The sequence below is a fragment of the Aeromonas sp. S5(2024) genome, from assembly GCF_041403025.1.
Classification (GTDB): domain Bacteria; phylum Pseudomonadota; class Gammaproteobacteria; order Enterobacterales; family Aeromonadaceae; genus Aeromonas; species Aeromonas hydrophila.
The window spans coordinates 643,609-658,911 of record NZ_JBGLRI010000001.1; the positions used below are offsets into that span (position 1 = coordinate 643,609).

Sequence of the window (15,303 nt, forward strand, 5' to 3'; positions counted from 1 at the left end):
TGCTTGCTCGATCAGGCTGCGTCTTGCTCGGCGCTGAGCGCTGGCTCGTCGCTCTGGGCGAAACGGTCGGCCCACAGGGCAATCACGCCGTCGCCGGTGACGTTGCAGGCGGTGCCGAAGCTGTCTTGGGCCAGGTAGAGGGCGATCATCAGGGCGATGGAGGCCTCACCGAACCCCAGCATGGAGGTGAGCAGACCCAGCGCGGACATGACGCCGCCACCCGGGGCACCCGGCGCGGCGATCATGATGACGCCCAGCATCATGATGAAGGGCAGCATGGTGTCGATACCCGGAATGGCCAGATGCTCGGAGAGGAACATCACCGCGGTGGCGCAGGTCACCAGGGTGATGGTGGAGCCACACAGGTGAATGGTGGCGCACAGCGGCACGGTGAAGTTGGCGATGCCATCGCTCACGCCGTTGTTCTTGCTGGCCTGCAGGGCGACCGGGATGGTGGCGGCGCTGGACATGGTGCCCAGCGCGGTGAAGTAGGCCGGCAGCATGTTCTTGATGAGCTGGGCCGGGGAGCGGCCCAGGGCCAGACCGGTACCGACGAACAGCACGGAGAGCCAGAGCCAGTGCATGACGATGGCCATCACCAGCACCACGCCGAAGGTCTTCAGGGTGGCGAATACGGTGCCTTCCACCGTCATCTCGACGAAGACGCCAGCGATGTAGAATGGCAGCAGCGGGATGATCACCTTGGCCAGCAGGCGGTCGATGATGTCACGACCCTGATCGGCGACCCGGCGCAGATCGGTGGCCTGGGTGGCGCTGATGCCGATGCCGAACACGAAGGCGGCGGCCAGCGCCGACATCACCCCGAACAGCGGCGGGATCTCCAGGTTGATGTAGGAGGCGAGCTTGATGACGCTCTCGGCGGTGGGCTCGGCGGCGGTGGTCAGGCGCGGGATCAGGTTGCTGGCCACGGTAAAGGCGAACAGACCCGCCAGTATGGTGGAGCAGTAGGAGAGGGCGACCGTCTTGCCCAACAGCTTGCCGGAGTTCTTCGGCAGGCTGGCGATGCCGCTCATGATGAAGAACAGGATGATGAGCGGAATGGTGAAGGTGATCAGCTGACCTATGACTGTCTTGGCCGTAAACAGCACGCGTGCGACCCATTCCGGGGCGTAGAGACCGAGCAAGAGACCGGCGAGGATGCCGGCAACCAGTTTGAGGACAAGTTTCATAAGTAAATCCAGGTGTTAGTGTCTGATTTGTTATTTAATTTTGATTTTAATGCCGCTTTTTAACACAAAATCCGCATAATGTCTGTCGCGTGTGCGTTAATGTCGAGTTAAATATTGTTAAATGTGATCATGGCGGTGATAGCCACTGGCGAGGTGATCGCGAGGTGCGGTGGGTGATTAATTTTCCACGGCCCTTCAGGCGCGGATCAGCAGGGTGTGCAGCCAGCGGCCATCCGCCTGCTCGCTCTCCCAGCACTGCTTCAGTTGCAGCGGCAGCGGGGCGATGAGCTGCCGCAGGCCATCCTCATCGAGCCGGGTCTGGCAGAGGTGTACCTCGGCTGCGGGAGCGCCTAGTGTGCTGCCGGTGGCAACGATCTGGCCACTGGGGTGGGGAAAGGCGCAGTAGAGCGCTCCGGCGGGCTTGAGCAGGCCGGCCAGATGGGCCAGTGCGTCGCTGAGCTCGTCTGGCGCGATCGCCGGCAAGGCCCCACGCGCCCAGATACCGTCATAGGGCACCACGCTATGCAACTGCTCGATGCGGCAGATCCGCACCGGCTGGCCGCTGCGCCGCGAGGCGATCCTGGCCTGTGCCAGGCGGGCATCGAAGGCCGTCACCACCAGCCCCTGCTGGCGAAAGAAGCAGAGATCGTCGCCTTCGCCACAGTCCGCCTCCAGCAGGTGGGCACCGGGGGGCAGCAGAGTCAGAAACGATTGGCGCGCCGCTGACCATGGGTCGGCTGAGGGCATGGCAATGGAGGCCGGAGGGCAAGAGGAGGATGAACGGGACATGGCGGGCACCTTGGTTCGGGGGGCGCAACTCAATTTCGGGGGCGTGAGTATAGCAAACTTGAGCCAATTTGGCGCCGGGGCGCCAAAGGGATGGAAGGAGATGGAAGGAAGTGAGGGGTTGTCTGCGTCGGGCCAGGGCCGCCAGTGTTCGGCCTTGCTGGCTCAGGGGCGACGGGCGGCCGGGCCGGTTGGCAGGGCAATCAGGGCGAACAGGCTGTCCAGCAGGAAGTCGGCCTCCTGGCGCAGATCGATGCGCTCCGGAAAGTGCAGCCAGTTGATGATGTAGCCATCCAGGGTGCAGTGCAGCAGGGTGGCGGCCCGCTGCAGATCCAGCCCCTGCGGCAGTTGGCCGAGGCGCACCGCATTGCCCAGGGTGGTTTCCAGATCCCGGAAGAAGTTGCTGGACTGGCTGCGCATGTGTTCGCGCAAGGAGATGGCTTCCCCCTCCAGCGACTCCAGGTTGAACATGATGGTGAACATCTGCTGATGGGCCGGGTTGGTGCAGATTTTGACCAGCACCTCCTTGAGGAAGGTACGCAGCTTGCCGAGGGGGTCGGGCTCCAGCTCGGAGACGCAGGCATCGAGCTGATGGGAGAGGGGCTGGCACAGCTCCTCCCAGAGGGAGACGAACAGCTCTTCCTTGTTCTTGAAATGCCAGTAAATGGCGCCCCGGGTCAGCTCGGCGGCCCTGGCGATGTCGGTCAGGCTGGTCTTGGCCAGGCCGTGTGAGCAGAACAGATCCAGGGCCGTACTCATGATGTGGCAGCGGGTCTGCTGCGCCTCTTCTTTGGTTCTTCTGGCCATCTCTGCGCGTACCTTGTAAAAGTAAAAAAAGTCACTTACATACATTTATGAATGTATGTATATTGCCTCATCTTTCCGATTTTACCAACCGGGTCCTATAAACCCTGTGGTTATTCATTGATAGACAGAGGCTCAGGTTCTCCATGCATAAACATATTCTCGCACGTTCAGTCGGCCTTGCGCTGCTGGCGAGCGGTCTGCTGACCGCTTGCGGCGAACAGGGCAGTGCCCAGCAGGGGCCCGGTGCGATGCCGCCGGCCGCGGTGGATGTCGTCACCCTGCACACGGCGCCGCTGCAGCTCACCACCGAGCTGACCGGTCGCAGCGCCCCGCTGCGGGTCGCCGAGGTGCGCCCCCAGGTGAGCGGCATCATTCTCAAGCGTCTCTTTACCGAGGGCAGCGACGTCAAAGCCGGCCAGCTGCTGTACCAGATCGACCCCGCCGTCTATCAGGCCGCGGTGGCCAGTGCCAAGGCCAACCTGGCCAAGGCGCAGGCCAACGAGCAGAGCGCCCGCCTCAAGGCCAAGCGCTATGCCGAGCTGGTGAAGGTGAAGGCCATCAGCAGCCAGGAGTATGACGACGCCGACGCGGCCTGGAAGCAGCAGCTGGCCGAAATCGGTGCCGCCAAGGCGGCGCTGCAGACCGCCAACATCAACCTGGCCTACACCCGCATCACGGCCCCCATCAGCGGCCGCATCGGCAAGTCCGCGGTGACCGAGGGGGCACTGGTGACGGCCCAGCAGGCTGACAGCCTCACCTCCATCCAGCAGCTCGACCCCATGTATGTGGACGTGCGCCAGTCCACCGCCGATCTGCTGCGCCTCAAGCGCCAGGTGGCGGCCGGCAAGCTGACCCAGGACGAGCAGAAAGGCGCCCGGGTGAGCTTCCAGCTGGAAGATGGCTCCACCTACGGCGAAGAGGGCTCGCTGCAGTTCTCCGACGTGACCGTGGATGAGACCACCGGCATGGTGACCCTGCGGGTTATTGTCCCCAACCCTCATCAGCTGCTGCTGCCGGGCATGTTCATGCGTGCCACCCTGCAGGAGGGCGAGCGCGCCGAAGGGCTGTTGGTGCCGCAGACCGCGGTGACCCGTACCCCGAAAGGCGGCGCCACCGTGATGGTGGTGACGGCGGACAACAAGGTGGAGCTGCGTGAAGTGCAGCTGGGCCGCATCGTCGGCAGTGACTGGGTGGTGGAATCCGGTCTCAAGGCGGGCGAACGGGTGATCGTCGCCGGCCTGCAAAAGGTAAAACCCGGGGTCGTCGTGGCACCTGCTGAACAGAGTGCCGCTGCGCAGTCTGCCCAGGCGCCGGCCAATGCCCCGGCCAACAAGTAGGATGGAGTAGTCGCCTCATGGCACGATTTTTCATAGACAGACCCATTTTCGCCTGGGTGATCGCCCTGGTGATCATGCTGGCGGGGAGCCTGGCCATCATCAAGCTGCCGGTCGCCCAGTACCCGAGCATTGCGCCGCCGGCGGTGGGCATTTCTGCCAGCTACCCGGGGGCCTCCGCCAAGACGGTGGAAGACTCGGTGACCCAGATCATCGAGCAGAACATGACCGGGCTGGATCACCTGCTCTACATGTCCTCCCAGTCGGACTCCTCCGGCCGGGTATCGGTCACCCTCACCTTCCAGCCGGGGACCGACCCCGACATCGCCCAGGTGCAGGTGCAGAACAAGCTGCAGCAAGCCATGTCGCTGTTGCCGCAAGAGGTGCAGCAGCAGGGGATCCGGGTCCAGAAGACCTCCAGCAGCTTCCTGATGGTGGCCGCCTTCATCTCCAAAGATGGCGCCATGACCAACGATGACCTGGCCGACTACGTGGTGGCCAACATCAAGGAGCCGCTCAGCCGTCTGGACGGGGTAGGGGACATCACCCTGTTCGGCAGCCAGTACTCCATGCGGGTCTGGCTCGATCCCAACAAGCTCAACCGGGTGCAGATGACCCCGGGTGACGTGCAGGCCGCCATCAAGGCGCAGAATACCCAGGTGGCCTTCGGCAAGCTGGGGGGCACCCCGGCGGTGACCGATCAGCAGTTCACCGCCACCATCATGGGGCAGACCCGGCTCTCCACCGTGGAGGAGTTCAACGACATCCTGCTGCGGGTTAACCAGGACGGCTCCAAGGTGCGGCTCAAAGACGTGGCCCGGGTCGAACTGGCCGGTGAAAGCTACGATGCCGAGGCGCTCTACAACGGCCAGTCCACTGCGGCGGTGGCCATCAAGCTGGCGACCGGGGCCAACGCACTGGATACCGCTGAGAAGGTGCGTGGCAAGCTGAATGAGCTCTCCACCTATTTCCCGGCCAACATGGAGATTGTCTACCCGTACGACACCACGCCGTTCGTGAAGATCTCCATCGAGGAGGTGGTACAGACCCTGGTGGAGGCGATCTTCCTGGTGTTCTGCGTGATGTATCTGTTCCTGCAGAACTTCCGCGCCACCCTGATCCCGACCATCGCGGTGCCCGTGGTGCTGCTGGGCACCTTCGGCGTCATGTCGGCGTTCGGCTTCTCCATCAACACCCTGACCATGTTCGGTCTGGTGCTGGCCATCGGCCTGTTGGTGGATGACGCCATCGTGGTGGTGGAGAACGTGGAACGCCTGATGAGCGAGGAGGATCTCTCTCCGCTCGAGGCGACCCGCAAGTCCATGACCCAGATCACCGGCGCCCTGGTGGGGATCGCCCTGGTGCTCTCGGCGGTGTTCGTGCCGATGGCCTTCTTCGGCGGCTCGACCGGTGCCATCTATCGCCAGTTCTCGCTCACCATCGTCTCGGCCATGGTGCTGTCGGTGCTGGTGGCGCTGATCCTGACCCCGGCCCTGTGCGCCACCCTGCTCAAGCCCATCAAGCATGGCGAGTTCGGTGCCAAGCGCGGTTTCTTCGGCTGGTTCAACCGGGCCTTCGACGCCAGCGCCAACCGCTATCAGAGCGGCGTGCGCAAGGTGGTCAAGCAAGGGGTGCGCTACGGCATCATCTATGCGGCCATGCTGGCTGTACTGGCCATCCTGTTCATGCGCATGCCCACCTCCTTCCTGCCGGAAGAGGATCAGGGGGTCATCATGTCCATGGTGCAGCTGCCGGTCGGGGCGACCAAGCAGCGCACCGAGGTGGTGCTGGCCGACATGCGCGACTACTTCATGAAAAACGAGAAGGATAACGTCGACTCCGTGCTGACGGTGGCGGGCTTCAGCTTTGCCGGTAGCGGTCAGAACAGCGGCATGGCGTTCATCAAGCTGAAAGACTGGAAGGAGCGCAACACGCCGGATCGCAGCGCCAATGCCATCATCGGCCGCGCCATGGGCTACCTGTTCAGCATCAAGGAAGCCCAGGTGTTCGCCTTCAACCTGCCTCCGATCCCGGAGCTGGGAACGGCGACCGGTTTTGACTTCTTCCTGCAGGATCGGGCCGGCGTGGGCCACGACAAGCTGATGGCGGCGCGCAACCAGCTGCTCGGCATGGCGGCGCAGGATCCCAACCTGGTGCGGGTGCGCCCGAACGGGATGGAAGATACCCCCCAACTCGACATCAAGATCGACTACGAGAAGGCGTTGGCGCAGGGGCTCTCCATCAGCGACATCAACAGTACGCTCTCCAGTGCCTGGGGCTCTGCCTATGTGAATGACTTCGTCGACAGAGGCCGGGTCAAGAAGGTCTACCTGCAGGCGGATGCCCCCTTCCGGATGAACCCGGAAGACCTCAAGCTCTGGTACGTGCGCAACAGCGCCGGTCAGATGGTGCCCTTCTCCGCCTTTGCCAGCACCGACTGGAGCTTCGGCTCGCCACGGCTGGAGCGTTACAACGGCGTGCCGGCGATGGAGATCGTCGGGGAAGCGGCGCCGGGCAAGAGTACCGGTGACGCCATGGCCGCCATCGAGCAGATGGTGAAGCAGCTGCCGGAAGGCATCGGCATCGAGTGGACCGGTCTCTCCTATCAGGAGCGGCAGGCAGGCTCTCAGGCACCGGCCCTGTACGCCATCTCCCTGCTGGTGGTATTCCTCTGTCTGGCCGCCCTCTACGAGAGCTGGAGCATCCCGTTCTCGGTGATGCTGGTGGTACCGCTCGGGGTGTTGGGGGCCATTGTGGCCGCCACCCTGCGCGGGTTGGAGAACGATGTTTACTTCCAGGTGGGCCTGCTCACCACCATCGGTTTGTCGGCCAAGAACGCGATCCTCATCGTCGAGTTCGCCAAGGAGCTCTATGACAGGGGCATGGGGCTGAGCGAAGCCGTGGTGGAGGCGGCGCGCCTGCGTCTGCGTCCGATCCTGATGACCTCGCTCGCCTTCATCCTCGGCGTATTGCCGCTGGTGATCAGTACCGGTGCCGGCGCCAGCAGCCGCAACGCCATCGGTACCGGCGTGATGGGGGGGATGATCAGTGCCACCGTGCTGGCCATCTTCTTCGTGCCGCTGTTCTTCGTGCTGGTGATGCGCTATTTCACCAAACACAGCACCAAGCAGGCGCGTCTGGCCCATGGCGAGGAGATCAAACATGACTAAGACCCTGATCGCCCTGAGCGTGACCCTGCTGCTGGGGGGCTGTTCCATGGCCCCCGATTACCAGCGCCCAACGCTGCCGCAAGGCGCCGCCTGGCAGAGCAACCAGGTAGGGGAGGCGGTCGTCTCCCCCTGGCGCCAGCAGTTCCTCGATCCTGCCCTGCAGCAGTTGATCGCCACGGCTCTTGAGAACAACCGGGATCTGCGCATCGCGGCCCTCAACGTGGAGGCCTACGAGGCCAGATACCGGATCCAGCGGGCGGCCCAGCTGCCGACCCTGGCGGCCAATGGCTCGGGTACCCGCCAGCAGGGATCGGACGATCTCAGCAGCACGGGGCAGGGCACCATCAGCAGCCAATATGGTGCCAACATCGGCATCACCTCCTACGAGCTGGACCTGTTCGGCCGGATCCAGAGCCTCAAAGATCAGGCGCTGGAAAATTATCTGGCGCAGGTGGAGACCCAGCGCAGCACCCAGATTGCGCTGATCGCCTCGGTGGCCAACGCCTATCTCACCCTGCTGGCGGATCAGGAGTTGCTTGCGCTGAGCGAGGCGACCCTGGTCACCGAGCAGGAGAGCTATGGTCTGACCGAGCACAAGTACCGGCTGGGGGCTGCCTCCGAGATGGAGCTGGCCCAGGGCCGTACCGCGCTGGAGAGTGCCAAAGTGAGCCTGGCCCAGTATCAACGGCAGGTGAAGCAGGATCGCAACGGCCTGGCGCTGCTGCTCGGGACCGGCGTCCCCGCGCTGATGACCCAGCCGGCAACCCTAGCCGAGGTGCAGCTGGCTGCGATCCCGGTGGGCGCCCCATCCAGCCTGCTGCAACAGCGCCCGGACATCCTGGCGGCCGAGCACAGCCTGAAGGCGGCCAATGCCAATATTGGCGCCGCCCGTGCGGCCTTCTTCCCGACCATCTCGCTGACCGCGACGGCGGGCACCGCCAGCAACCAGTTGAGCGGGCTGTTTGATGGCGGCACCGGCACCTGGACCTTCATGCCGCAGATCAACCTGCCGATTTTTGATGGCGGCAAGCGCATCGCGGATCTGGACGTGGCCGAGGTAAGCACCAAGCAGGCGGTGGCGAGCTACGAGAAGAGTATCCAGACCGCGTTCAAGGAAGTAGCGGATACGCTCGGCGCCCAGGCCGACTATCAGCAGCAACTGCAGGCGCAGCAGGCACTGGTGGAGGCAAACCAGACCTACTTCAAGCTGGCGGAGGTGCGTTACGAGAAGGGGGTGGACAGTTATCTCACCCGACTCGATGCCCAGCGCTCGCTGTTCAGTGCCAAGCAGGGGTTGATCAGTACTCGTCTGGCGCAGCTCAGCAACCAGGTCGCGCTCTACAAAGCCGTCGGCGGCGGCTGGCAAGCCACCGATGCCGAGAGTGACAAGGGCGAGGGGCAGCAGTAGGCACACTCATACCTTCCATCAGCAGGCCAATACGGGGCGAACCATCGGGTTCGCCCCGTTTCTTTTGAGCAAAAACATATACATATGAAACCTGAGTGACATAATACGTCGTTCGGGTAATGGGCACTGTATCAACAGAGGGGAGCAAGTGGGGGAGGAGTGATACCATGCCTTGCCTGCTATCCGCTGTTGTCCCTTGTCATGGCGTCTCACTGAGCGTTGCTCAACCGAGTGTCAATCGGCCTCTTTTGTCATGGTAAAACAACATGTTTTTTACAGGGGCCGAGCCTGGAGAATTAATGAACAAGCAGCAGATCTACCACGTCGAATGCGGTTGTTTTGGCTGTTCAAGCCACTAGGAAAGACGCTAGAATCCACACTTTGCCGTTGAGGGGCATGGAACTTTCTTCGTTGTTCCTTGTCAGGCGGCCAGCATCTCTCGTACATACCAACATTTTGTCATCATGGACGGTGACAGGACTATCCCAAGCTGGAGGGCATCATGGCCAGCAACGCACACAATCCGGTTAAAGCAGCAATCTGGGGGCTGTAACTCAGGGGCGGTAGCTATTGTCTTTTTCTTGGTTGGTGCCAGAAATTTGCCGCTTGAGCGAGCGTTTCCACTGCCATGAGCTATTCGTAACAGGTTCAAGAAAGAACCAAATTTCTATTAATTTTCAAGAGCATACCTATGAAAATTCTTGTCACTGGTGGCGCTGGCTTTATCGGCTCGGCGGTTGTTCGTCATATCATCCGGGATACCAACGACTCAGTTATCAACCTCGACAAACTTACCTATGCGGGCAATCTGGAATCCTTGGCCAGTGTCGCAAACAGTGAACGTTATGCCTTTGAACAGGTGGATATCTGCAACCGCGCCGAGCTGGACCGGGTGTTTGCCCAGCACCAGCCGGATGCCGTGATGCACCTGGCAGCCGAGAGCCATGTTGATCGCTCCATCACCGGTCCTGCTGACTTCATCGAGACCAACATCGTCGGCACCTACATGCTGCTGGAAGCGGCTCGCGCCTACTGGAACGGTCTGGACGAGGTACGCAAGGCGGCTTTCCGTTTCCACCATATCTCCACCGACGAGGTGTATGGCGACCTGCCCCATCCGGATGAAGTAGCCCCCGGTGTGGCACTGCCGCTCTTCACTGAAACTACCCCTTATGCCCCCAGCAGCCCCTATTCTGCTTCCAAGGCTTCCAGTGACCATCTGGTGCGCGCCTGGCGCCGTACTTACGGCCTGCCGACCGTCGTCACCAACTGCTCCAACAACTACGGCCCGTACCACTTCCCCGAGAAGCTGATCCCGCTGGTGATCCTCAACGCGCTGGATGGCAAACCGCTGCCGGTGTATGGCAAGGGTGACCAGATCCGTGACTGGCTCTATGTGGAAGATCACGCCCGCGCGCTTTATACCGTGGTCACCACAGGTGTCATCGGCGAGACCTACAACATCGGTGGCCACAACGAGAAACAGAATCTGGAAGTCGTGCATACCATCTGCGATCTGCTGGATGAAATGGTGCCCAAGGCCGGCTCCTACCGCGATCAAATCACCTATGTGGCCGACCGCCCTGGCCATGACCGCCGTTATGCCATTGACGCCAGCAAGATGAGCGCCGAGCTCGCCTGGCAGCCACAAGAAACCTTTGAATCCGGTATTCGCAAGACAGTGCAGTGGTATCTGGACAATCAGCAGTGGGTCAATAACGTGAAGAGTGGATCCTATCAGTCTTGGATCGATCAGCAGTACGGGGAGAAGAAGTAATGAAAGGTATTATTCTGGCAGGTGGTTCAGGCTCTCGTCTTCACCCCATCACGCGTGGCATTTCCAAGCAACTGCTGCCGATTTATGACAAGCCGATGATTTACTATCCCCTCTCGGTGCTCATGTTGGCAGGCATCAAGGATATCTTGATCATCACGACGCCCGAGGATTCGGAAAGTTTCCAGCGCCTGCTTGGCAACGGTGAGCAGTTCGGCATCAATCTGCAATACACGGTTCAACCGTCACCGGACGGACTGGCCCAGGCCTTTATTCTGGGTGAGGAGTTCATCGGCCAGGACAGCGTCTGCCTGGTGCTTGGCGACAATATCTTTTTTGGTCAGGCCTTCGGCAAGCAGTTGCAAAAGGCGATAGCCAATCAGGAAGGGGCCACCGTATTCGGTTACAAGGTTATGGATCCCGAGCGTTTTGGCGTCGTTGAATTTGATGAAGAATTCCGTGCCAAGTCCATTGAGGAAAAACCGGTAAAACCGAAATCGAACTGGGCTGTCACCGGTTTGTATTTCTATGACAACTCCGTCATCGAGATCGCCAAGAGCATCAAGCCGTCCGAGCGTGGTGAGCTCGAAATCACCAGCGTCAACCAGGCATATCTGGAGCGTGGCCAGCTGAAGGTCGAACAACTGGGCCGTGGCTTCGCATGGCTTGATACCGGTACCCATGACTCTCTGATTGAAGCTTCTCAGTTCGTGCAAACCGTTGAAAAGCGTCAGGGATTCAAGATCGCATGTCTTGAAGAGATTGCGCTTAACAATGGCTGGTTGAACCGTGACCAAATCAAGGCTATTGGCAGCAGCATGGTGAAAACTGGTTATGGCAAGTATTTGTTGAGTCTGATCAAATAAGAGATGTCGACATGAATGTAATCAAAACAAAAATTGCAGACCTGCTGATTATTGAGCCGAAAGTGTTTGGCGATGAGCGCGGTTTCTTTTATGAAACTTACCAGGAAGCGCGTTACAAGGCCGCCGGAATCACGGCGGATTTTGTCCAGGACAACCGCTCGCGTTCTACACAAAATGTACTGCGTGGTCTGCATTTCCAGAAAACCAAGCCACAGGGAAAACTGGTCACTGTGACCCAGGGCCGTGTATTTGATGTTGCTGTTGATTTAAGGCCAGACTCTCCTACCTTTGGTCAGCATGAATCTGTCTTGCTGACAGGAGAAAACAAGGTTCAGTTTTACATTCCGCCTGGATTTGCCCATGGTTTCTGCGTACTGAGTGAAACTGCCGATTTCCAATACAAATGTACCGATTACTATGACCCGACCGATGAAAGCGGGTTGCTGTGGAATGATCCCGCGCTGGGGATAGAGTGGCCGTTGACGGCGCCGCTGTTGTCACCGAAAGACAGTGTGCAACCCACGCTGGCCCAGATCCGTGACAACCTGGTGAATGGGTGGTGAGCATGAAACGTTACACAGTGTTTGGCGGGCGGGGCTTTATCGGCAGCGAGATCGTCAGCATGCTGGAAGCTGCTGGCGAGAATGTCTGGGTGCCGCCGCGCGATGATGAAAGTGTATTCGACACCGATCTGGGGACTGTGATCTACAGTGCGGGACAGGGTGACTGCAAGAATGCTCCGCTGGGGGTGTTTGATGCCAATTGTCGTTTGCTGGCCGATCTGCTGGCTCGAGGCAAGTTTGAGCGTCTCCTTTATGTCTCTTCCACCCGTGTATACATGAACCAGGACTCGGCGGTAGAAGGAGATGACCTGAAAGTATGTTCCGATGATCAGCGCCGGTTGTTCAACCTGACCAAGCTGGTATCAGAAGAACTGTGCCTGAAAAGTGGGCGCGATATCACTATTGTCAGACCAAGCAATGTCTATGGTGTTGCTCTGCACAGTCCACTCTTCCTGCCGGCGATCACCCGTAATGCAATCAATCACGGCAAGGTCGATATGTATATTGACCAGGATTATGCAAAAGATTACGTTTCGGTAACGGATGTTGCCCGCGCCTGTATAACCTTGGCCACTCATCCTGAGAGTGTGGGACAAATCATCAATATCGCTGCGGGATATAATATTACGGCTAAGCAAATAGCGTATGTCTTACATAAATTCACAGAATGTGAAATCGTGTGGCATAAGATTGCTTTCCCGAATGAAAACTTCCCTCAGACAGCTATCACTAAGATCATGTCTCTCATCCCTGATTATCAACCAAGGAATGTACTCGAAGACATTGAGCTGATGATAGCAGAATTTAAAACTCATTTGGCTGCACACTGATGAGTGGGTTTAATAGACTGCTGAAGAACTCAGTAGCAAATATAATTAATGGTTTTTCAAATGTAATCTTGGGGATAGTTATATCCCCTTTCTTATTGCAACGTTTACCAATTGATAGTTTCTCGATATGGAATTTGAGTATTCAAGTTGGAGCGTTCTTTGCTCTCATTGGTTTTGGATGCCAGTTAACTGTTGCGAGAAACATTACAATTGCGAGAGAGAAAAAAGACTCCATAATGGAGCGCCATATAATAAAAAATGGTATTTTTTTAAGCTCTCTAGGGATTATTCTTAGTTGTCTATTATTAACTTTAATTTATAACAACTTTTATTCTTTATTTAGTAAAGTGGAAGGGATTGAAGCATCTGAGGATAAGGTAACTTTTTTTGTTGTAGCTATATCATTTGTTATTGGTCTAATATCATCTGTATTTAGTGGTTTTTTCACTGGGATAGAGAGGAATGACATCCCAGCAATGATAAATTTATTGTCGAGAGTTATATTAGGTATCCTAATTGTAATGTCGGCGCAATATGGCATTAAAGTAATGTCATATGTTTATCTAGTAGTTAATATTCTATCTTACTTGACGATATATATATCATATTCATTTTTCAGAAATCCTCTAGATAATCAACCATCAAAAGATGGTTCTGAGTATAAATTTGGCAAATTTTTTTCATATTTCATTGGTATAAGCGTCTTCAATTTAGCCTCTTTTATGTTGGTTGGATTAAATGGGATACTAGTAGGGAAATATGCTTTTGATGAGTTTGCATACTATTCACTGGGAATGAGTTTGGTAACAGCTGCTGTAGGGTTTATTAATGCCGCAATGTCACCGATAATACAGCCGTTGGTGAAGCTCTCCAATAGAAATGATTCTTTAGAAAATTTAAATAAATTATTATACAACTTGACTTTTATTGTCATGTTGTTGTCTATCATTTCTATAATAATAGCATTTTATGTTGGACCATACATTTTGAGTTTATGGGTAGGAGATTCGATTTCTACTCATGTAGAGAATATATTTGTATCTCTGATGGCTGTTAATCTTGTTAGGTTAGTCGGCGCTCCACTTGGTCTATTATATATTGCTCAAGCTAAGCAGAATAAAATAATGCATTATCCGTTAATGGAAAGTGTCATTAGTGTTGTATTGACAATTATTCTGATTCACTCCTATGGAATGTATGCGGTACCTATAGGGCTAGCTATTTCAGCTTTTCTAATACTATTTATATATTCATTTAAACTATTAAATATACTAGATGATCATAGTTATTTTATCAGATATAAATTGATTTTCTTAATATATCCACTATCAATGTTTGTTTTTATTATTGGTTTAGTAGAAGCGAGAAAAGAAAACATAGATATCGTAAGTTATATGCTAAATGTTTTATCAATTCTAGCTCTAACAATCGGTGGATATTTGGTGTTGAGAAAAACAAAAAATATTCAAAAAATACTCGAGGTGTGATTCATGATAGGACGATTGATCAACTTTATATATAAAATAAAATATAAATTCTTCCTTGATAAGAGAGTTGAGATTTCACCTGATAATGTTTTCATCCATAATGCTGCGACATTTATAGTTACTGGTAATTCAAACTCTAAGATAACAATAAATAAAGATGTGTATGTGGGGAGATATGCAAATATACATACTGGCTCTCAAATTATAATTGGGGAGGGAGCTGTTTTAAGTGACTATGTGTATTTAAGCACTCTCTCACATGGCCTGGATCCGCAAGTAGGACCAATAATGCAGCAAGAGTCTTATGATAAAGGACCAATAATTTTAGGTGAAAATGTATTCATTGGCTTTGGCTGTAAAATTATGCCTAATGTCACACTAGGAGACTGGTGTATTGTCGGTGCTGGTGCGGTTGTGACAAAGTCGTTTCCTGGTTATGTAATGATTGCAGGAAATCCAGCTAAAATAATTAAAAAATATGATTCCCAATCTAATAAATGGGTGAGTTAATTATGATTTTTGGAAAAATCATCAATGGCATATTTTTGATATACAGTCAGCTAAAGTACAAAATTCTTATGTATAGTTTTGGCCATAAGAGTAGAATTATAAAACCTATGCTAATCTCCAACCATAAGCATATTTCTGTAGGCGATAATGTTATTATAAGAAATGGAGTTAGGTTAGAGGTTGTTGACCCACAGAATGAGATTGTAATAAAAATTGGGAATAATGTTAATATAGAGCAATATGTTCATATTGTTGCTCGATGCAATATATCAATAGGTGATAATGTATCTATTACTGGCGGATGTTCTATTGTAGACGTTGTCCATCCATATAATGATTTGTTCGCAGCCAATAAAATAGGTGATCGAATAGAAGATACATGTATGCCAGTTCTGATAGGTGATGGAAGTTTTATTGGCTTCGGTTCACATATAAACCCTGGCGTGACAATAGGCCGTAACTGCATTGTAGGAGCTAGATCTGTTGTCACTAAAAATGTAGATGATTACAGTGTAGTCGCTGGAAACCCTGCAAGAACAATTAAGAAATATAATTTTGATAAGAATGTATGGGAGAAA

Annotated in this window: 12 protein-coding genes and 1 pseudogene; 10 read left to right on the forward strand and 3 right to left on the reverse strand. The window is 55.3% G+C overall.

The genetic code is table 11. From position 1 onward, the window contains the following. Positions 1-11: 11 nt before the first annotated feature. The 3 genes from ACB032_RS02920 to ACB032_RS02930 all read right to left on the reverse strand — a co-directional run bounded on the left by ACB032_RS02920 (position 12) and on the right by ACB032_RS02930 (position 2,783). Positions 12-1,190, reverse strand: a complete 1,179-nt coding sequence (locus ACB032_RS02920) for a dicarboxylate/amino acid:cation symporter (RefSeq protein WP_371137309.1) — start codon at positions 1,188-1,190, stop codon at positions 12-14. Between the two features lie 195 nt (positions 1,191-1,385). Continuing rightward, positions 1,386-1,937: a cyclopropane-fatty-acyl-phospholipid synthase family protein gene (locus ACB032_RS02925; protein ID WP_371137388.1), complete on the reverse strand. Its 552-nt coding sequence runs from the start codon at positions 1,935-1,937 to the stop codon at positions 1,386-1,388. Between the two features lie 204 nt (positions 1,938-2,141). Then, on the reverse strand, positions 2,142-2,783 hold the full coding sequence (locus tag ACB032_RS02930; RefSeq protein WP_043167504.1) for a TetR family transcriptional regulator: 642 nt from the start codon (positions 2,781-2,783) through the stop codon (positions 2,142-2,144). 143 nt (positions 2,784-2,926) lie between these two features. Between ACB032_RS02930 and ACB032_RS02935 the strand changes: the two genes are divergently transcribed. The 10 genes and pseudogenes from ACB032_RS02935 to ACB032_RS02980 all read left to right on the forward strand — a co-directional run. Beyond that, positions 2,927-4,120, forward strand: coding sequence for an efflux RND transporter periplasmic adaptor subunit (locus ACB032_RS02935; RefSeq protein ID WP_029299706.1), 1,194 nt, complete (start codon positions 2,927-2,929; stop codon positions 4,118-4,120). Positions 4,121-4,137: 17 nt separating this feature from the next. Next, the gene (locus ACB032_RS02940; RefSeq protein WP_371137310.1) at positions 4,138-7,287 is read left to right on the forward strand and encodes an efflux RND transporter permease subunit; all 3,150 of its coding nucleotides are present in this window, start codon (positions 4,138-4,140) and stop codon (positions 7,285-7,287) included. Beyond that, positions 7,280-8,695 carry an efflux transporter outer membrane subunit gene (locus tag ACB032_RS02945; RefSeq protein WP_371137311.1) on the forward strand — a complete coding sequence of 472 codons (1,416 nt, stop codon included), beginning with the start codon at positions 7,280-7,282 and terminating at the stop codon, positions 8,693-8,695. Before ACB032_RS02940 ends, ACB032_RS02945 begins: the two co-directional genes overlap by 8 nt. 691 nt (positions 8,696-9,386) lie before the next feature. After that, positions 9,387-10,472: a dTDP-glucose 4,6-dehydratase gene (gene rfbB / locus ACB032_RS02950; protein WP_323967250.1), complete on the forward strand. Its 1,086-nt coding sequence runs from the start codon at positions 9,387-9,389 to the stop codon at positions 10,470-10,472. Continuing rightward, positions 10,472-11,335, forward strand: a complete 864-nt coding sequence (gene rfbA / locus ACB032_RS02955; protein WP_118880828.1) for a glucose-1-phosphate thymidylyltransferase RfbA — start codon at positions 10,472-10,474, stop codon at positions 11,333-11,335. Before rfbB ends, rfbA begins: the two co-directional genes overlap by 1 nt. An 11-nt stretch (positions 11,336-11,346) precedes the next feature. Next, the gene (gene rfbC / locus ACB032_RS02960) at positions 11,347-11,898 is read left to right on the forward strand and encodes a dTDP-4-dehydrorhamnose 3,5-epimerase (protein ID WP_017410382.1); all 552 of its coding nucleotides are present in this window, start codon (positions 11,347-11,349) and stop codon (positions 11,896-11,898) included. 2 nt (positions 11,899-11,900) lie between these two features. Next, positions 11,901-12,728, forward strand: coding sequence for an NAD-dependent epimerase/dehydratase family protein (locus ACB032_RS02965; protein WP_371137312.1), 828 nt, complete (start codon positions 11,901-11,903; stop codon positions 12,726-12,728). After that, positions 12,728-14,215, forward strand: coding sequence for a lipopolysaccharide biosynthesis protein (locus tag ACB032_RS02970; protein WP_371137313.1), 1,488 nt, complete (start codon positions 12,728-12,730; stop codon positions 14,213-14,215). Before ACB032_RS02965 ends, ACB032_RS02970 begins: the two co-directional genes overlap by 1 nt. Before the next feature lie 3 nt (positions 14,216-14,218). Then, positions 14,219-14,725, forward strand: a complete 507-nt coding sequence (locus ACB032_RS02975) for a DapH/DapD/GlmU-related protein (protein WP_371137314.1) — start codon at positions 14,219-14,221, stop codon at positions 14,723-14,725. Between the two features lie 395 nt (positions 14,726-15,120). Continuing rightward, a pseudogene (locus ACB032_RS02980) lies at positions 15,121-15,270 on the forward strand (DapH/DapD/GlmU-related protein); the annotation flags it as partial. Positions 15,271-15,303: the final 33 nt, after the last annotated feature.